The sequence below is a fragment of the Acinetobacter celticus genome, assembly GCF_001707755.1.
Classification (GTDB): Bacteria; Pseudomonadota; Gammaproteobacteria; order Pseudomonadales; family Moraxellaceae; genus Acinetobacter; species Acinetobacter celticus.
In genome coordinates, this window is sequence record NZ_MBDL01000012.1 from 102,296 (window position 1) to 121,110 (window position 18,815).

Here is an 18,815-nt window from a genome sequence, read left to right on the forward strand (position 1 = left end):
ACGCTGGCTAAAATTCGAATAGAGATCGTGTACCTCAATCCAATTCTTTGACATTTTAATCGCATTTTTTACCAGCTCTTTCACTTTAGCCTTGTTCGTCGCAGGCTCTTCCAGTGCAGATCATCAACAGAAATGAGAAGGTTTTACGCGCTGTTTAATAAAACATAAATAAATAGAATAATCAGCCAGTTATAATATTAAATTCTTAGGTTTTATTTCCCAACGATATCTAAAAAATTGCTATCCATTGCTCATTTTTTGCTAAATCAGTCACAGTAAGCCTCATCTCTTCACGGAATCTCCATACTTGTTTGTTACAAAGTATCTTAGCAAGTATAAACGTGCTGAATTTGGTGTATTGTTAATCATCTTTCTTTATCTTTTTGCAACAACCGTGACGCAGTTCCGTATTTTTATTGCAAAAGATGGTTAAATCGTAGTATTAATATTAAAAAATAACCAAGTTCAACTGGTTTAAGGATTTAAAAAGGGGAATCTTTAACATGAAATCATCTTTATTTTCTACACTATTTTTAGTTTTAGGCCTAACCATCGCACAAGCTGGACATACAGCGGCCATTAGTAAATCTACAAATAGTAAGACAGCATTGCCTGCTGAAAAAATATCCTTAATTGAAAAAGCGATTCATCAACAAAAAATTGAAGGTAAATTGCATTCAGATGACAATTTAAAAGTCTTAACTGCACTTAAAGTAGCACCGACACAGAATTTTTTTGCATCACAAAATCAAAGTTTTACCCGCTTTGTACAAGCTTTATTTACACCCAATAACTCTTAAATTTTCTTCAGCTTCATTCCCTTTTTGAAGCCTGATGCTCAGCCTAGTCACTGAATGTTGAATTTAGCATTAAGTGACTAGGCTTTTTCGTTATAATAGTCTCAATTTACATTCCGAATAATACTCAGTTATGACCGTCCGTACCCGTATTGCACCGTCTCCTACTGGCTTTCCTCATGTTGGTACAGCCTATATCGCTTTATTTAACCTGTGTTTTGCAAAACAACATGGTGGCGAATTTATTCTGCGTATTGAAGATACCGACCAACTACGCTCTACACCTGAATCTGAAAAAATGATTTTAGATTCATTGCGTTGGTTAGGTCTGAATTGGTCGGAAGGCCCAGATATTGGTGGCCCACACGCGCCTTACCGCCAGTCTGAACGTATGGGTATTTATAAACAATACGCACTTGAATTAGTTGAAAAAGGCCATGCTTTCTACTGTTTTGCAACAACAGAAGAGCTAGACCAAATGCGTGCAGAGCAACAGGCACGCGGTGAGTCTCCACGCTATGACGGTCGCGGTTTACTGCTTTCTAATGAAGAAGTACAACGTCGCTTGGCCGCTGGCGATGATCATGTGATTCGCATGAAAATACCGACTGAAGGTATTTGTAAATTTGACGATATGCTTCGTGGTGAAGTGGAAATCCCATGGGCACAAGTGGATATGCAAATTTTGCTTAAAACCGATGGTTTGCCAACCTATCATTTAGCAAACGTTGTCGATGATCATTTAATGGAAATCACTCACGTCATTCGTGGTGAAGAATGGATTCCATCAGCACCAAAACACCAGTTGTTGTACCAGTATTTTGGTTGGGATATGCCAGTGCTTTGCCACATGCCTTTACTACGTAATCCTGACAAATCAAAGTTATCTAAACGTAAAAACCCAACATCCATCAATTACTACAAAGATATTGGGGTTTTACCAGAAGCCTTGCTGAACTATTTGGGTCGTATGGGTTGGTCAATGCCAGATGAAAGTGAAAAATTTGCTTTGTCTGAAATGATTGAACACTTTGATATTAAGCGTGTATCACTGGGTGGCCCAATCTTTGATGTGGAAAAACTGAATTGGCTCAATGGTCAGTGGATTAAAGGTTTAACCCCTGCCGAATTACTCAATACTTTATTGGCATGGAAATCTGACCGTCAAACGTTGGAAGATATTGCCGCAGCCATTCAGCCACGTATTAATTTACTTTCTGAAGCAGTGAATTGGGCGGGTTTCTATTTCAACCAATTCCCAACACTGCATAAAGCACAGTTTGAAAGCAAAAAATTGACTGAAGAGCAAGTTCGCCAAAGTCTACAATTTGCCATTTGGCGTCTAGAAAGCTTATTCACGTGGAACAATGACACTGTGAGTCAAACGCTTATGGATTTAGCCAATCAGATGGAAGTGAAGCTACGTGATTTCATGCCTGCATTCTTTATTGCCATTGCAGGTTCAACATCTTCAACGCCAGTGATGCAATCTATGGTGACCATTGGCCCAGATTTAACCTTTGCGCGTTTACGTCATGCCCTTGAAATTGTGGGCGGGCCGAGTAAAAAAGAAGCAAAAGTCTGGGAAAAACTCAATGAAAGCTTAAAATTGCCGAAAAATGACGCAGTTGATGACGCTTAATTGATTTTTTAGTTGACGAGTGCGCGTTATATCCATAATATAGCGCTCACACAGACTGGGGTCATAGCTCAGTTGGTAGAGCGCTACAATGGCATTGTAGAGGTCAGGAGTTCGATCCTCCTTGACTCCACCAAATAACGTTTTACCTGTGTATGCCTCAATTGTCCCTATCGTCTAGAGGCCTAGGACATCGCCCTTTCACGGCGGTAACCGGGGTTCGAATCCCCGTAGGGACGCCATATTCAAGATGGCGACATCTTAGTAAAAAACCCAAGCATTATGACTTGGGTTTTTTATTGCCTGTTATTTATGAGCTGCGTTTTCTAAAGCTTTTTTGCTTTCTGCGCCATTCCGATTAAAATAAGCAATAGATTAAAATTATGGAGTTGTAATGCAATACCGTTGCCCTCAATGTCAAAGCCCGAAAATTATGCCACAAGCCCAAGCTGGAGCACCTGCTGCTCGACCAGTCGTGCCTAAAAGTTTGGTTTTTTTAATTCCAGCCATCTTTGTGCTCTTGCTTTTGGTACTCATCAGTATTGCAATGTGGATTTTTGGTAATGGTGCAGGTTCGACACTACAAGTCGCGACTGTAGTGGTCTTTATTGTATGTGTGATTGCAGGCTTTTTGTTTTACCGAGATTTACCCGATTTTAAAATTTCTATGCAGGCCTTTATGCAATCCCAAAAAAAATGGAAATGCCGTGAATGTAATCACGAGTGGGAAAGCTAATTTCAGCATCCTCACGTCTCAATTCACATCAGTGCTTAATGCTGATGTGAATTTGAGTGATCATGTAAATCATCTGCTTTTACAATAAGCTCAGACTGTTTTTCGTCGTGAATATGTGAGTGCGCAACACATTCATCATCTTCTATTTGTAGCGTCATTTCCGTAATACCATGCTCATGGCTCAGCACTTCCATCGCTTCACGATAGAGCATGTTCCAATTTGCATGAGGTGCAAATAAATGCACGGTCAAATGTATGTTTTTAGAGGTAATCGCCCAGACTTTTAACTGGTGGATACTTTCCACACCCTTTAAGCTCAATAAATCGTTCCGCAATTTTTCAATATCAATTTCTTCTGGCACACCTTCCAATAAAATATTAATACTTTGTTTCAGTAACACCCATGTCCGTGGTAACACCCAGAAACCAATCAATACCGCAATCAGCGTATCAACCCACACCCAACCCGTAAAATAAATCACTACAGCACCAAGAATCACCCCAACGGAACCCACAGCATCACTCAATACTTCGAGATACGCTCCTTTTACATTCAGACTATCTTGCGAACTGGAAAATAAAATTCGCATGGAAATTAAGTTAATGATCAAGCCAATAATCGCCACAATCATCATACCAGTGCTTTGAATTTCAGCTGGTGTAGAAAAGCGTTGATAAGCCTCATATAAAATATACATCGCCACAATAAATAGCATCGAGGCATTAAACAACGCGGCTAAAATCTCAAAACGTTGATAACCAAATGTACGCTTATTGTCTGCGGGGAGTTTACCAATCTTAATCGCAACCAAAGCAATGGCTAAGGCCGCCGCATCAGTAAACATGTGCGCCGCATCGGAAAGCAAGGCCAAACTTTGGGTGAGAAAACCAGCAATGACTTCTATAACTAAAAAAGTAGAGGTAAGAATCAACGCAAATGTTAACTTCTTCGCATTTCCTTCGGTGACGACTGCATGTGAATGTTCATGATCATGGCTCATTATTGTCAACTTTATTTGCAGATGAGTATATTTAAGACTAACAAGAGATCGGTAAGTAATAAAATTACACTAAGAGCATTATTTATATGATTTGTACCAACTTTATTTTAATCCGAACGATACATTAAAATTTCAATTACCAAATGAACACGGATAGAGTTTTTTAAATTTAGAGCGCTACAAATTAAAAAAACAGTTCACATTTTTATTAAATGAGTGCTTACGATCATTCAGTATAAGAATTCACATCACTTTAAATCTCAAAACACCACATAGTCACTGATTGAGCCTATTCAGCCCTTTATTCATATTAGTTTTTAAGTTGCTTCATTTAGAAAATAAACAACAAAAAGTAACGTGAAAATACTTTTACTTACGTTAAGTTAAACAATAGCGCACAAAAAAACGTAACGCTTATAAAGGAGTTCAGCATGATCAAACAATTTATAAAAATGATCAGTTCTACTTTGTTACACCCTTCAGTCCAAGAGGTGCAAGGAATGCAGACCACTTTACTGGAAGCCAATCACGACTATGCACAAGGTCAATATTTCGAACATCTCGCCTATCAACATCATCAAGATTTCTTATTGCACCATGCAGAGAATTCGACCGATTTATCTCAAGCCGATTACCGCAATGCCATGTGGAACTTTTTACGCGCTGCCTTAAGAGGTCATCAAGAAGCGCAATACAAATTAGGCATCGGTTATCTCCATGGAGAATTGGGGCTAGACAAAAATTTTAGTCATGCTGAATTTTGGCTAAAAAAGGCAACAGACCAAGGTCATCACACTGCAAAACATGAACTTCTTCAAACCTATGAAAAAATTGCCTTTTCTTAAATATCTTAAATAAAAAAACCAGCGCGAAGGCTGGTTTTTTTATTTAAAGCAAGATTAGGGATTAACCACCAATTTTGCGATATTTTTGACGCTTAGCTGTTAAATCATCACCATCACGTTTACGACGATATTCTTCAAACTCGTGATAGTTACCCGTGAAAAATTCAGGCGTTTCAGTTTCAAATGACAAGATATGCGTTGCAATACGGTCAAGGAACCAACGGTCATGCGATACCACCATTACTGTACCTGGGAAGACAAGAATTGCATCCTCAAGTGCACGTAAAGTTTCAATATCCAAGTCGTTCGACGGCTCATCCAGTAAGATTACGTTTGCGCCCATTTGCAGGATTTTCGCAAGTTGTAAACGGTTACGCTCACCACCTGACAATTCGCCTACGCGTTTTTGCTGATCTTGGCCTTTAAAGTTAAAGCGACCAATATAGGCACGAGATGCAATTTCGTAGTCACCAATTTTTAAGATATCCAAACCGCCAGAAACTTCTTCCCAAACCGTTTTGTTGTTATCTAAGGTATCACGAATTTGCCCCACGTAAGCCACTTTAACCGACTCGCCCAGTACCATCGTACCTGTGTCTGGTTGTTGCTCACCTGTCATCATACGGAATAGTGTAGTTTTACCCGCACCGTTCGGACCGACAATACCCACAATTGCTGTTGGTGGCACTGTAAAGGTTAAATCTTTATACAGTAAACGACCATCAAACGATTTGCTGATACCTTCAACTTCTACAACCTTGTTTCCTAAACGCGGACCAGGTGGAATGTAGATTTCTGAAGTTTCGTTACGTTGTTGGAATTCACGCGAGTTCAGCTCTTCAAAACGCTCCATACGCGCTTTGTTTTTCTTTTGCTGACCTTTAGCATTTGAACGAACCCATTCAAGTTCTTTTTTCAAGGCTTTAGCAAAAGACTCTTCTTGCTTATTCTCTTGCTCTAAACGCGCAGTTTTTTGCTCAAGCCAAGACGTATAGTTCCCTTGATAAGGAATACCCATACCGCGGTCAAGCTCAAGAATCCACTCTGCAACGTTATCTAAGAAATAACGGTCATGCGTAATGGCGACAATTGTACCTGCGAAGTCTTTCAAGAAACGTTCCAACCATGACACAGACTCTGCGTCCAAATGGTTCGTCGGTTCATCTAGAAGCAACATGTCAGGTTTAGAGAGAAGCAAACGACACAATGCAACACGGCGACGTTCACCACCTGAAAGCAGATTGACGTCCGCATCCCAAGCTGGCAGGTTCAAAGCTGCAGCTGCTTGATCCATTTGGTTGCCAAGGTTATGCGCATCCCAAGCATGGATAATAGCTTCTAGCTTCTCTTGTTCTTTTGCAAGTTTGTCAAAGTCAGCATCTTCCGCCGCATATTCAGCAAACACTTCATCAAGACGTGCCAAAGCATCTAATGGTTCACGTAAACCATCTTCAACGTTACCGCGAACATCTTTATTTGGATCTAATGGTGGCTCTTGCTCAAGGTAACCGATTTTAATACCCGGTTGCGCACGCGCCTCACCTGAGAAATCTTTATCTACGCCAGCCATAATACGAAGCAAGGTAGATTTACCTGCACCGTTTAAACCAAGCACACCAATTTTTGCGCCTGGGAAAAATGATAAAGAGATGTCTTTTAAGATTTCGCGTTTCGGCGGAACCATCTTCGACACACGGTTCATCGTGTAAATATATTGGGCCACGTAGGACTCCTCTATAAAAAAAGCAACATTCGCAAAATAACGATAACATTTTACGAACAAATATTTGGGACATTATACGATGAAAGCACCGAAAAAATAAGGCATAGCTCGCATCTTCAATAGAATGTTACAACTATTGAATAGTTTAAATTTTATACATGCAGTTGCATGCTTAAATCTGTTCAGCTAAATGCTGAAAAATCATCAGCATTATCAGTAAATAAGATATTCAATTCTATAAATATGCACTTTTATTCATATAGATACCTGATAAACTGTTTAAATAACCAACTCACGAAGATGATGAAAAATGACTTATAAAGATGAAACTTTAGCGATTCACGCAGGTTACTCACCCGAAGCGACCACTAAAGCTGTGGCTGTACCTATTTATCAAACCACATCTTATGCTTTTGATAATACTCAACATGGGGCCGATTTATTTGATTTAAAGGTGCAAGGCAATATCTACACTCGCATTATGAATCCAACCACAGCCGTTCTTGAACAGCGTGTTGCTTCATTAGAAGGTGGGATTGGCGCTTTAGCATTGGCCTCAGGTATGGCCGCCATCACCTACGCCATTCAAACCATTGCCGAAGCGGGCGATAATATTGCCTCTGTTTCTACCCTTTATGGTGGCACTTACAATCTTTTTGCGCACACTTTACCCAAGCAAGGCATTGAAGTGCGTTTCTTTGATTATCAAAACCCAGAAGCATTGCGCGGTTTAATTGATGAAAAAACCAAATTGGTCTTTGTCGAATCCATTGGTAACCCACTGGGTAATATCATTGACCTAGAAGCCATCGCTAAAATTGCCCATGAATATGGTGTACCTGTTGTCGTAGACAATACTGTAGCGACCCCTGTACTGCAAAAATCTTTCGATTTTGGCGCAGATATTGTGGTGCATTCATTGACCAAATACATTGGTGGTCACGGCAACTCTATTGGTGGCATTATCGTCGATAGCGGTAAATTTCCATGGGGCAAATACCCAGAACGCTTCAAAGTACTCAATACACCCGACCCAAGTTATCACGGGGTTAACTATGTCGAAGCTTTAGGTGAAGCAGCCTACATTGCCCGCGCCCGCGTGGTTCCTTTACGAAACACTGGCGCAGCCATTAGCCCACACAACGTCTTTTTAATTCTGCAAGGCTTAGAAACCCTCAGCTTACGTATGGAACGCCATACTGAAAATGCCCTGAAAGTAGCCGAATATCTACAAGCGCACCCTAAAGTAAAATGGGTCAACTATGCAGGCCTCAAAAATCACCCACAACATGCCTTGGCGCAAAAATATGTCAAAGGCAAACCATCGGCAATTTTATCTTTTGGCGTGCAAGATGGCTTAGATGGCGGCACACGCTTTATTGACTCACTGCAATTATTCACGCGATTAGTGAATATTGGTGATGCAAAAAGTTTGGCTTGCCACCCTGCCACCACCACGCATCGTCAGTTGAATGAAGCAGAACTTAAAGCGGCAGGCGTGAGTATAGACATGGTTCGCCTTTCAGTCGGTATTGAGCATATCGATGACTTAATTGCCGATTTAGAGCAAGCACTCGCCAGCGTTTAATTTTTCTGATTGCTAAGAGTCTTCTTCGTTCAATGAGGAAGGCTTTTTTTATCGTTAAATTTTTCTTAAGTATTCCCTTGCTTTATTTTTTATTCATGGTAAAAATTGACTATAGAGATGCTTTATTTTAGAGCAAATACTCTAAATTTATTTGTAAATTCAACAAGTTAAATTATAGATTTTCAAATCAAATCCGCTATCATAGCCTCACGGAACAATGCTGACTTTCGATAAGTAAAGACAGTATGTATGAGCAATAAAAACAAATGTACTGAATCCATTTATTCAGATCAGGGAACTAAACGTGAAACCAAGATTAGAAAAACGCTTTCAAGAAAAAGTGAATGGTAAAACCGTATTAATTACAGGTGCTTCAAGTGGTATTGGCTTAACAGCAGCCCATCGTTTAGCCGATGCAGGTGCCCATGTATTACTGGTTGCTCGTACTAAAGACACTTTAGATGAAGTCAAAGCAGAAATTGAAGCAAAAGGCGGTACTGCATCCGTTTTTCCTTGCGACTTAAATGACATGGATTCGATTGACGAGGTCTCAAAGCAAATTTTAGCTTCTGTCGATCATATTGATATTTTAATTAACAATGCAGGACGCTCAATCCGTCGTGCTGTACACGAATCGACTGACCGCTTTCATGACTTTGAACGCACCATGCAATTGAATTACTTTGGTGCAATTCGTTTAGTGATGAATATTTTGCCTCAAATGATGGTTCGTCGTGATGGTCATATCATCAATATTAGCTCAATTGGTGTCTTAGCCAATGCAACTCGCTTCTCTGCTTATGTGGCATCTAAAGCCGCGCTAGATGCCTTTAGCCGTTGCTTATCTGCTGAAGTGCATTCACATAAAATTGCCATTACTTCGGTCTATATGCCACTGGTGCGCACCCCAATGATTGCACCAACCAAAATTTATAAATACGTTCCGACGCTTTCCCCTGAACAAGCCGCCGACTTAATCGCTTATGCGATTGTGAAGCGTCCGAAAAAAGTAGCAACCAATTTAGGTCGTCTTGCATCGCTGACTTATTCTATTGCACCGGACATTAACAACAAACTGATGTCAATTGGTTACAATCTATTCCCAAGTTCGTCTGCGTCTGTGGGCAAACAAGAAAAATTAAATATTGTGCAAAAAGCATATGCCCGCTTGTTCCCAGGCGAGCACTGGTAAGTTCAAAGTTGTTTTAGCCATTTAAAATAAGCCCAATCATGGGCTTATTTTCATTTCAGTCCAAAATAAAAAACCCATCAAAAATTGATTAAGATTTAGTTCCTTAATGTCAGTACGATGCCGTACACTATGTGTTGCGATTTTTGTCGCATTTTATCTATTTGAACAAAATTTTAGGTGTAATCCACATGAACAACATGCAATGGCTCGATGAAGTAAAATTTAACGAACAAGGCTTAGTGCCTGCTATTGCACAGCATCATCAAACAGGTCGTGTGTTGATGGTGGCGTGGATGAACCGTGAAGCACTGGCTTTAACGGCAGAAAAAAATCAAGCGGTTTACTTTTCCCGTTCACGCCAAAAACTCTGGCACAAAGGTGAAGAGTCTGGCCATTTTCAGACCGTGCATGAAATTCGTCTAGACTGCGATGCCGATGTCATTGTGCTACAAATTGAACAGCATGGTGGCATTGCCTGCCATACTGGTCGAGAGTCATGCTTTTACCGTAAACTCACCGCCAATGGTTGGGAAATTGTCGATGCACAGATAAAAGATCCGAACCAAATTTACGGCGCAAAAACGACAAATCCACATACGCTGGCAATGAACGCGTCAACGGCACAATCAGAACAAGTCGAAGTATTAAACTATTTAGGTAAAATGATGGCAGAGCGTAAAGCATCTGACCCTGAATCATCTTATGTGGCAAAGCTGTATCAAAAAGGTTTAAATAAAATCTTAGAAAAAATGGGTGAAGAAAGTATTGAAACCATTATTGCTGCTAAAGATTTTAAATCCGACAAATCAGAAGACAATAAAAATGATTTAATTTATGAAGTTGCCGATTTATGGTTCCACACGATTGTGATGTTGGGCTATTTCGACATTGAGCCACAAGTGGTTTTAAATGAGTTAGCACGTCGCCAAGGTCTTTCAGGCTTGGTTGAAAAAGCCAACCGTTCGCATTAATTGAATATTGGCACCTTAAATTGACTGAACAAACAAAACCGAGCGCCACCTATGAGCAAGCCATTGCCATCGACAACGCTCGTCTTGGTAAATCATTTAAAGTGATTGCCTATGCAGGTACTGGTAAAACCACCACTTTGCAAATGATTAGCGAGGCGATGCCACAACGTCGTGGTATGTATTTGGCTTTTAATAAAGTCATTGCGTCAGAAGCACAAACTAAGTTTCATGGTAACGTCGACTGTCGTACATTTCACTCACTGGCTTATCGCAGCGTTCCACGTGGAGTCACCGATAAGCTTCGCCTACCCCGTTTAAGCCCAAGTTTTATTGCCAAAGAATACCGCTTAACCCCCATTACACTCCGACGAATGATGGGTGGACGCTATGAACAATATGTCTTAATGCCATCGCGTTTGGCCAGTTTAGTGGCCAATGCCGTCAGTCATTTTTGCTCCACCAACTCTCAGTACCCTGCACCGCGACATTTGCAAGCGCCTAGCTGGCTTCATCCCGATGATATTGATGCCTTACAAAAACATTTATATCCTTCGGTCGAGCGTCGATGGTTGGAATCAATTGACCCACACCATCAGGCAGGTATTGGCCACGACATTTATCTCAAGTTATGGGCTTTGTCTGAACCCAACATCCCGACTGATTATGTGTTGTTTGATGAAGCACAAGATGCAGACCCACTCATGTTGGGTATTTTGCTCAAACAACGTAATACCCAAGTGATTTATGTCGGTGATGCACATCAACAAATTTATGCATGGCGCGGTGCAATCAACGCCATGCGACAATTGCCTTTACCAGAATCGCGTTTGACCACCTCGTTTCGTTTTGGCGAAGAAATTGCACTGAATGCCAATGCCATTTTAGGTGCCTTGCATGAAACCGTGCCCTTACTCGGCAATCCGCTAATGAATTCTAAAGTGGTCAATAAACCGCACATTAAACAACGTGATGCGATTTTATGTCGAACCAATGCACGAGCCATGGAATTACTATTAGCTGGTTTGGTACAGGGTGAAAAAGTCAGCTTACAAGCAGATCATGCCAAATTAAATCGTTTTGTTGATGCAGCCGCCATGCTCAAACAAGGCAAACGTGTGGTCGATGTACCCGAACTGGCGTGGTTTAATTCTTGGCATGATGTGCACGAATACTGCGAAACCAGCGACGGCAGTGATATTAAACCCTTGGTGAAATTGGTCGATGACCATGGGACTGATCCACTCAAACGCGCTTTGGCAAAAATCACCCCAATTGGTCAAGCCGACTACATTATTTCAACCGCACATAAAGCCAAAGGTTTAGAATGGAATCGTGTGCATATTGAAGATGACTATCAATTTAGGCTGAATGAAAAAGACTATAAAATTAGTGACGAAGAGTTACGGTTACTTTATGTGGCTTGTACACGTGCTAAAGTCAGCTTAAATATTCACCATATTTATGATTTGATGCAACAACTCAAGCGAGAAATGCCACAATCTTTGCGTAAGACGATGGGCTAACTTATCTTTTTAAAGTCATTGAAGGTGCCAAATGAAAATTGAATCCATCCAGCTGAAGCACACCTTACACTTCAATGACCTATTGGCCGAATTTCACTATCATGATCAACCGATTACCTTAATATTGGGTGATCAAAGTACGGGCAAAACTAGCATTTTACGTTTTACCTATCAAGCCCTCACTTGGTTTGCCGCCCGCTATAAAGACTTACGCACAGCAGGATTGGTCATGCTTGATCAAGACATTATGCTGAACCGCCTTCAGTCGAAAATTGATATTCGCATTCGCTATCCTGCAGAAATTCCAGCTCTCAGTATTAATCATGCAGAGGATGCAAATGAACGAAGTTGCACATGGCAATTATATAAGACTATAAACAGTCAGGGTTTCGGTATCAGCAAAGCCGAAACACAGCAACTTGAACACTTAGCAGCCTGCTATCAAAAAGCCTTGGTGGATGATCCATTATTGGGCTTGCCACTCATTGCTTACTATCCTGCTGAACGCTTTGTCAATGAAGTGAGTTTGTTGAATAAAAATAATCCCGCTATTTTTCAGGCTGCACATGCCTATGAAATATCAGCCATCCCATTCACTACTTTTCCACGCTTTTTTGAATGGTTGCGCGAAGTCTGCGATATTGAAAATGCACAAAGTGCGCAAATGGTTCAAGATATTTTAAATCAAAATAAATTACCATTGGCTAGCAATGCCACGCCATCAGATTATATTGCCAGTAGAATTGCACAGGCTCATGCCGAAATTCGAGCGCCAGCATTACAATCGTTACGACGCGCACTCGAAATTGTGTTACCCGAATTTAGCAATCTTTATTTGCAATACCACCCTAAGCTACAACTCATGGTGAGCTATCAAGGCAAAACCATGCAGTTTCAACAACTCTCAAATAGTATCCGTAATTTGGTCGCATTGATTGGTGATATTGTCCGACGCATGTGCCTGCTGAATCCGTCCAGTCTATACCCTTGTGAAGAAGGTGACGGCATTCTATTAATTGATGCCATTGATCATCAGCTCGATCAAAACATGGCACAAAGTATTTTGCCACGCTTACACCAAGCCTTCCCTCGCCTGCAAATTATTGCCACTGGTAACCGTCTTGAACTATTAGAACAGGCATCGGGCTTTCAATGTCTTAAACTGGAAAATAAACAATTATTACCAATACCAACCGAGCAACGACAACAACGTTTTGAAGAAATTTATGCACAACTAAATTTGACCGAAAACACACCCTCTATCGAAAAAGAAGATGAACTCCCTTTATTACAAGAGTCAACTTTAGAAAATGCCACCGCAGAATCGGTACTGCAACAAATCCAAGAACAGTTAAATACAGAACAACAACAGGAATTGATTCGTTTACTGGTCAATATCGACCCCAATATCAGTAAAAATACCTTGCTGTAATCGATTGATCAAAATTGTGCGCTAATATTAATTTTCAAGATCGCGTCATGAATCTCCGATTGATCTTCGAGCGCTGTCACACTGCTCTAAGAAAACTTTCAGTCGGCGTATAATGTCCCGTGAATGTGCAAAAAAGATTGATGTTGCGTCTAGGCTGTAATATGATCGGTTTTATTTGCAAATTTCACAATAATATCGGAATTTGCAATCGCTTATCTGCTGCGCAATACAGCACGTTACTACTTTTTTAATGACCTTGGCTTTCAAGATTAAACATTTTGGATGGCTCATTGCGATCCTGTAATCCTTGAAAGATAAAGATTCACTTTAGGTACATCACCTAATCACGACAATGGATACGAGTGTGCTACCGATTATTATATTGTTACCGCTAGTCCTAGGCACCACCCTTGTCTTGTGGCTAAAGCAATTCTCACGCGGAGTCATCGCCTTAGGGGCAATTGGCGTCAGCTTAAGTAGTCTCATTCTGCTTCTGACACAGGCCAAAGCGGTCTTTAATGGACACGTTATTTTGCAAAGCTGGTCATGGTTGCCACAATTAGGGCTCAACCTAAGCTTTCGTCTTGACGCTCTTGGCCTGCTGTTTTCTTTGCTAATTACTGGTATCGGCACACTCATTTATATTTATGCTTATTATTATCTCAGCCCAAAAAATTCGCTGAGCAAGCTGTATGTATTGTTGATGCTGTTTATGGCCGCCATGCTGGGCATTTCATTGTCCAACAACCTCATGTTATTGCTGGTTTTTTGGGAACTCACCAGTATTTCATCCTTCCTTTTGGTCGGATACTGGAACAATTACGAGGCCGCGCAACGTGGCTCGCGTATGGCCTTAACCATTACTGGTATGGGTGGACTATGTATGCTTGGTGGTTTCATTTTACTTGGGCAAATTACCGGTACCTATGAAATCAATCAAATTTTAGGAATGCGCGAACAGATTCAAAATCACGCGCTATTTGTTCCTGTTTTACTGCTTATTTTAATGGGTGCTTTTACCAAAAGTGCGCAATTTCCCTTCCATTTTTGGCTTCCTAATGCCATGGCAGCGCCAACGCCTGTCTCGGCATATTTACATTCGGCCACTATGGTCAAAGCAGGGATTTTCCTGCTGGCACGTCTCTTACCTATTTTTGCTGGCGCAGCTTTATATCATAACATTGTGACTTTTGTCGGCTTATTTACCTTATGTATGGCCGCCTTCTTTGCCATCTTTAAAGAAGATTTAAAAGGTTTATTGGCTTATTCCACCATTAGCCATTTGGGTTTAATTGTCTGCTTATTGGGAATTGGCTCACCTCTTGCCGTCGCAGCAGCCATCTTCCACATTATTAACCATGCCACGTTCAAAGCTGCATTATTCATGATTGCAGGAATTATTGATCATGAATCAGGGACTCGCGATTTACGTAAATTGAGTGGTTTATGGCAATTATTACCTTTTACTGCCACTTTAACCATGATTACGGCGGCCTCTATGGCAGGTGTACCGCTGACCAATGGCTTTTTGTCTAAAGAAATGTTTTTTACAGAATTAGTCCGTGAAATGTCTGGCCCAGTATTAATCGGCTCTGCAATTACAGCGACATTGGCAGGTATTTTTGCTGTCACGTATTCTATTCGCTTAGTACATGGCGTGTTTTTTGATGGGCCAATTGGCAAGGATGTACCCAATAAAGAGGCTCATGAACCGACCTTTGGTATGCGTGCACCTGCAACTTTTTTGGCGATTCTCTGTATTTTAGTCGGTCTATTACCTGCATTATTGGTACAAACCATTGTTAACAGCACCACGCAAGCCAGTACACAAAACTTTGCTTTTGAAGGTGTACATTTGGCCATTTGGCATGGTTTTAACTTACCTTTAGTCATGAGTATGATTGCCTTACTGGGCGGGATCATTTTCTATTTCTCACTGGCCAAAGGTGGGAAAATTCGTCATATCGACCTAGATCCAGTGCTTGGTAAATTTCAGGGTAAAATTCTGTTTGAGCTGTTTCTCAAATATTTACTGCTTTACTCTTATAAGCTCAAACGCACCACCGAAAACGGCTCATTACAAAGCTATTTAATGTGGATTGTACTCTTCAGTATTGCCGTTGTTGCGATGCCTTTAATGTCACAAGGTATCACCACAGGAACACGTGAACTGACCCATGCACCAGCCATTGCCATTGTCTTATGGATGCTTCTATTCTCTGCCTGCTGGATGATGTTGTGGTTCCATCATGAACGAATTAAAGCCGTGCTGATTAGTGGTGCTGTCGGCTTAGTCGTCACCATCGTTTTCATTTGTTTTTCTGCACCCGATTTAGCTCTGACTCAAATTACCGTCGATGTGGTCACCACCGTACTACTGCTCATGAGTCTTTCATTACTGCCTCAGTTGACGCCTTATGAATCGAGTGTTTCACGGCGCTGGCGTGATGCTCTTATTGCAATTGCAGGCGGTGCTGGCATGGCTTGGATTGCATGGCTCATTATGACCCGCGATCACAATTCCATCTCATGGTTCTTTATGCAGCAATCCATTCCATTGGGCGGTGGAACCAATGTGGTCAATGTCATTTTGGTTGACTTCCGTGGTTTCGATACCTTTGGAGAAATTACTGTCTTGGGCATTGCCGCTATTGGCACCCTATGCTTAATGGATGGCATGCGTACACATGGCACCCGTATCACACAAGGCCTAACCTTCCGCTTTAACCCATCACCACTGATGTTCCGAATTACGGCCTCTTGGATTCTGCCTTTAGCCTTAGTGGTGAGTCTGTATATTTTCCTACGCGGTCACAATCTACCCGGTGGTGGATTTATTGCAGGTCTCATCACCGCTTTAGCACTGATTATCCAATACATTGCTTTAGGTCAGGACGATGCCGAGCGCTTACTGCGTGCAAAATCGGGGCGTTTATATGAAATCTGGATTGGTCTTGGCTTAGTCATTGCAGGAATTACAGGCTTTGGTGCATGGTTCTGGGGACGTCCATTCCTCACCAGCGCGCATTTTTATGTCTCGCCACCCATTATTGGTGAAATGCATTTAGCCACCGCAGCAATGTTTGATGTCGGCGTTTATGCCACCGTTGTAGGTGCAACCATGTTGATGATTTCCGTTTTGGGCGACTCACGTCACTCAAGTATGTCTGGCCCAGTACCAAAAGGATAAGCTTATGATCAGTTTAGAACTATTATTGGCCTCTGCTATTGGGCTATTGACTGCGACAGGTATTTATTTAATTTTACGTGCGCGTACTTTTCCTGTGGTATTGGGTTTAGCCATGATTGGCTATGCCGTCAATTTGTTTCTCTTTGCCATGGGGCGCCTGCAAGTTAATGCGCCTGCCGTGCTGACAGAAACAGCAAAAACCACCGACCCATTACCACAAGCCCTCGTCTTAACAGCTATTGTTATTGGCTTTGCCACCACCGCATTCATTGTACAACTGGCATTACGCAGTCGCTTTGAGTCAGGAACTGACCACGTTGATTCAAAAGAAGAAATATCGCAATTTAACCCACGTGAGGATGAGCCATAATGTCTGACTTCATCCAATTTTGGGCACAACACACCCCTATTTTCAGTATTTTAATTCCAGCCTTTACCGCATTTATTTTGCTCTTACTGGGTAATCCTGGTTCAGATGCTTTGGCGCATGACTGGCGACAACCTTGGCGTCGGGGAATCAGTTATTTCTCGTCTGTCTTAGGTCTAATTACAGCCATTAGTTATTTAATTTTTGCCAGTACAGGTCAAATCAGTGTTTATGCCTTAGGTGAATGGGTTGCACCCTTTGGCATTGTACTGGTCTTAGACCAGTTATCTGCGTTCATGTTGGTGCTGACTTATGGTTTAGCAGTTCCCATCATGTGGTATGCCAGTAAAGAATGGGATGAACGAGGCCGTTATTTTCATGTCATGTTCCATTTTTTGCTTATGGGCTTATGCGGTGCGTTTCTGACTGGCGACTTATTCAACTTATTCGTCTTCTTTGAAATTTTATTGATGGCCTCTTATGTCCTTCTGCTACATGGACAAGGTAAAGCACGTTTTCAACTTGGCATTCATTATGTCACGATCAACTTATTGGCCTCTGCCCTCTTCCTCATTGGTTTGGGTTTAATTTACGGTAGCGTCGGCAGCCTGAATATGGCAGATGTAGCGCGTTTAATGCCATTATTAGAGCCTGATCAGCACCGTCTTGCTGTTGCTGGCGGCTTACTCTTATTTGTGGTTTTTGGGGTGAAAGCGGCCATGCTCCCCGTTGGTTTTTGGCTACCAAAAACCTATGCTGTGGCCACAACCCCTGTTGCTGCAATATTCACCATTATGACCAAAGTCGGAATTTATGCCATTTTACGGGTCAATGGGACAGTCTTTGACGACGCCATTAGCCGTGAAATTCTGCAAAACTTGCTCTTGCCTATTGGTCTCATCACCTCAGTTTATGGTGTTATTGGCGCCATGGGTGCTGAACGCCTACGTCGCTTCGTTGGCTTCATGGTGTTATCGTCCATTGGAACCATCTTAATTGCGATTTCATTATTTAATACCGACGCTTGGGCTGCAGGTCTGTATTATTTAATCCACAGTACCCTCATTGGGGCGGCATTTTATATTTTATGTGGTTGGATTACGTCACAGCGCGGTGCATTTAAAGATCATTTTAAAATTGCACCACAAATGAAACAGCACAAAACTGTGGCAATGACCTATTTTATTATTGCTTTAATGATGGCAGGCCTACCCCCGTTTAGTGGTTTCTTAGGCAAAATTTTCATTCTACAAGCCACAGCCTCTTCACCTTATCAATTGGTGATTATATTAACCATACTAGCAGTCAGCTTACTGAGTATTATTGCCATGACGCGCGTGGGCTTCATCCTGTTTTGGCGTGCCAGTCGACCTGAAGACAACCCTGAAAGTGCTGATTTTACAGCCTATCAAGCATTACCCGCTGTCGCACCAAAACGTAATGATAGCGTGCTTTATATTCTATTGGCAGGCTTAATGGCCTATATGGTTTTTGCAGCACCGATCTATCAATATGTTTACAACACAGCAACGCAAATTCAAAATAATGCTTTGTATGAACATGCCTTACTGAAAAAAGATGAACATGGTGACACCATTAGCGTGCAAGCATTTGATCCTGAAAACCTGCCAGAAACCAAATATGGTGGCGAAACAGCTGATCCGAATGCACACCTGATTCCTTATGTCATTTCAGAAAAAACTTTACAAGGTGAACATCTTACTGAGTTTAAGAAACGTCAAATTGAACAACAGAATCTTCAAGAAAAAACACCTGAAGATGCACAACTGAAACCAATGGGAGCGCCATAA

General features: G+C 41.4%; 14 protein-coding genes and 2 tRNA genes. 14 read left to right on the forward strand and 2 right to left on the reverse strand.

The genetic code is table 11. The annotated features are described in order from the left end of the window. Positions 1 to 503: 503 nt before the first annotated feature. The 5 genes from BBP83_RS12905 to BBP83_RS12925 all read left to right on the forward strand — a co-directional run bounded on the left by BBP83_RS12905 (position 504) and on the right by BBP83_RS12925 (position 3,172). Positions 504 to 800 carry a hypothetical protein gene (locus BBP83_RS12905; protein WP_068889215.1) on the forward strand — a complete coding sequence of 99 codons (297 nt, stop codon included), beginning with the start codon at positions 504 to 506 and terminating at the stop codon, positions 798 to 800. 130 nt (positions 801 to 930) lie between these two features. Further along, complete coding sequence (gltX, locus tag BBP83_RS12910; protein ID WP_068889217.1) at positions 931 to 2,439, forward strand: glutamate--tRNA ligase; 1,509 nt, start codon at positions 931 to 933, stop codon at positions 2,437 to 2,439. Positions 2,440 to 2,496: 57 nt separating this feature from the next. Beyond that, a tRNA-Ala gene (locus BBP83_RS12915) sits at positions 2,497 to 2,572 on the forward strand. A 30-nt stretch (positions 2,573 to 2,602) separates the two neighbouring features. After that, positions 2,603 to 2,678, forward strand: a tRNA-Glu gene (locus BBP83_RS12920). 152 nt (positions 2,679 to 2,830) lie between these two features. After that, complete coding sequence (locus BBP83_RS12925) at positions 2,831 to 3,172, forward strand: zinc-ribbon domain-containing protein (protein ID WP_068889219.1); 342 nt, start codon at positions 2,831 to 2,833, stop codon at positions 3,170 to 3,172. Positions 3,173 to 3,207: 35 nt separating this feature from the next. On the opposite strand, the gene BBP83_RS12930 is transcribed toward BBP83_RS12925, so the two are convergent. Beyond that, complete coding sequence (locus BBP83_RS12930) at positions 3,208 to 4,173, reverse strand: cation diffusion facilitator family transporter (RefSeq protein ID WP_068889220.1); 966 nt, start codon at positions 4,171 to 4,173, stop codon at positions 3,208 to 3,210. A 431-nt stretch (positions 4,174 to 4,604) separates the two neighbouring features. Between BBP83_RS12930 and BBP83_RS12935 the strand changes: the two genes are divergently transcribed. Then, positions 4,605 to 5,018, forward strand: coding sequence for a tetratricopeptide repeat protein (locus BBP83_RS12935; protein ID WP_068889222.1), 414 nt, complete (start codon positions 4,605 to 4,607; stop codon positions 5,016 to 5,018). Between the two features lie 61 nt (positions 5,019 to 5,079). On the opposite strand, the gene ettA is transcribed toward BBP83_RS12935, so the two are convergent. Beyond that, positions 5,080 to 6,741: an energy-dependent translational throttle protein EttA gene (gene ettA / locus BBP83_RS12940; RefSeq protein WP_068889224.1), complete on the reverse strand. Its 1,662-nt coding sequence runs from the start codon at positions 6,739 to 6,741 to the stop codon at positions 5,080 to 5,082. A gap of 310 nt (positions 6,742 to 7,051) precedes the next feature. Between ettA and BBP83_RS12945 the strand changes: the two genes are divergently transcribed. The 8 genes from BBP83_RS12945 (at position 7,052) to BBP83_RS12980 (ending at position 18,815) form a co-directional block, all read left to right on the forward strand. Next, positions 7,052 to 8,329: an O-acetylhomoserine aminocarboxypropyltransferase/cysteine synthase family protein gene (locus BBP83_RS12945; RefSeq protein WP_068889226.1), complete on the forward strand. Its 1,278-nt coding sequence runs from the start codon at positions 7,052 to 7,054 to the stop codon at positions 8,327 to 8,329. A 304-nt stretch (positions 8,330 to 8,633) separates the two neighbouring features. Further along, entirely contained in the window at positions 8,634 to 9,521 is an 888-nt protein-coding gene (locus BBP83_RS12950) for an SDR family NAD(P)-dependent oxidoreductase (RefSeq protein WP_068889228.1), read from the forward strand. Between the two features lie 188 nt (positions 9,522 to 9,709). After that, positions 9,710 to 10,492, forward strand: coding sequence for a bifunctional phosphoribosyl-AMP cyclohydrolase/phosphoribosyl-ATP diphosphatase HisIE (gene hisIE / locus BBP83_RS12955; protein WP_068889230.1), 783 nt, complete (start codon positions 9,710 to 9,712; stop codon positions 10,490 to 10,492). Positions 10,493 to 10,512: 20 nt separating this feature from the next. Beyond that, positions 10,513 to 12,015: a UvrD-helicase domain-containing protein gene (locus tag BBP83_RS12960; protein ID WP_068889232.1), complete on the forward strand. Its 1,503-nt coding sequence runs from the start codon at positions 10,513 to 10,515 to the stop codon at positions 12,013 to 12,015. Positions 12,016 to 12,046: 31 nt separating this feature from the next. Then, entirely contained in the window at positions 12,047 to 13,447 is a 1,401-nt protein-coding gene (locus BBP83_RS12965) for an ATP-binding protein (protein ID WP_068889234.1), read from the forward strand. 352 nt (positions 13,448 to 13,799) lie between these two features. After that, a complete protein-coding gene (locus tag BBP83_RS12970) occupies positions 13,800 to 16,637 on the forward strand; it encodes a monovalent cation/H+ antiporter subunit A (RefSeq protein WP_068889236.1) in 2,838 nt (945 codons plus the stop codon). A 4-nt stretch (positions 16,638 to 16,641) separates the two neighbouring features. Next, positions 16,642 to 17,007 (forward strand): Na+/H+ antiporter subunit C, encoded by a 366-nt coding sequence (locus BBP83_RS12975; protein WP_068889238.1) that lies wholly within the window; start codon positions 16,642 to 16,644, stop codon positions 17,005 to 17,007. After that, positions 17,007 to 18,815: a monovalent cation/H+ antiporter subunit D gene (locus BBP83_RS12980; RefSeq protein WP_068889240.1), complete on the forward strand. Its 1,809-nt coding sequence runs from the start codon at positions 17,007 to 17,009 to the stop codon at positions 18,813 to 18,815. The genes BBP83_RS12975 and BBP83_RS12980 overlap by 1 nt, the downstream gene beginning before the upstream one ends.

Coding starts and splice junctions, on each gene's coding strand:
- BBP83_RS12905 (WP_068889215.1), top strand. CDS start 504: ATGAAATCATCTTTATTTTCTACACTATTTTTAGTTTTAGGCCTAACC.
- gltX (WP_068889217.1), top strand. CDS start 931: ATGACCGTCCGTACCCGTATTGCACCGTCTCCTACTGGCTTTCCTCAT.
- BBP83_RS12925 (WP_068889219.1), top strand. CDS start 2,831: ATGCAATACCGTTGCCCTCAATGTCAAAGCCCGAAAATTATGCCACAA.
- BBP83_RS12930 (WP_068889220.1), bottom strand. CDS start 4,173: ATGAGCCATGATCATGAACATTCACATGCAGTCGTCACCGAAGGAAAT.
- BBP83_RS12935 (WP_068889222.1), top strand. CDS start 4,605: ATGATCAAACAATTTATAAAAATGATCAGTTCTACTTTGTTACACCCT.
- BBP83_RS12945 (WP_068889226.1), top strand. CDS start 7,052: ATGACTTATAAAGATGAAACTTTAGCGATTCACGCAGGTTACTCACCC.
- hisIE (WP_068889230.1), top strand. CDS start 9,710: ATGAACAACATGCAATGGCTCGATGAAGTAAAATTTAACGAACAAGGC.
- BBP83_RS12965 (WP_068889234.1), top strand. CDS start 12,047: ATGAAAATTGAATCCATCCAGCTGAAGCACACCTTACACTTCAATGAC.
- BBP83_RS12970 (WP_068889236.1), top strand. CDS start 13,800: ATGGATACGAGTGTGCTACCGATTATTATATTGTTACCGCTAGTCCTA.
- BBP83_RS12975 (WP_068889238.1), top strand. CDS start 16,642: ATGATCAGTTTAGAACTATTATTGGCCTCTGCTATTGGGCTATTGACT.
- BBP83_RS12980 (WP_068889240.1), top strand. CDS start 17,007: ATGTCTGACTTCATCCAATTTTGGGCACAACACACCCCTATTTTCAGT.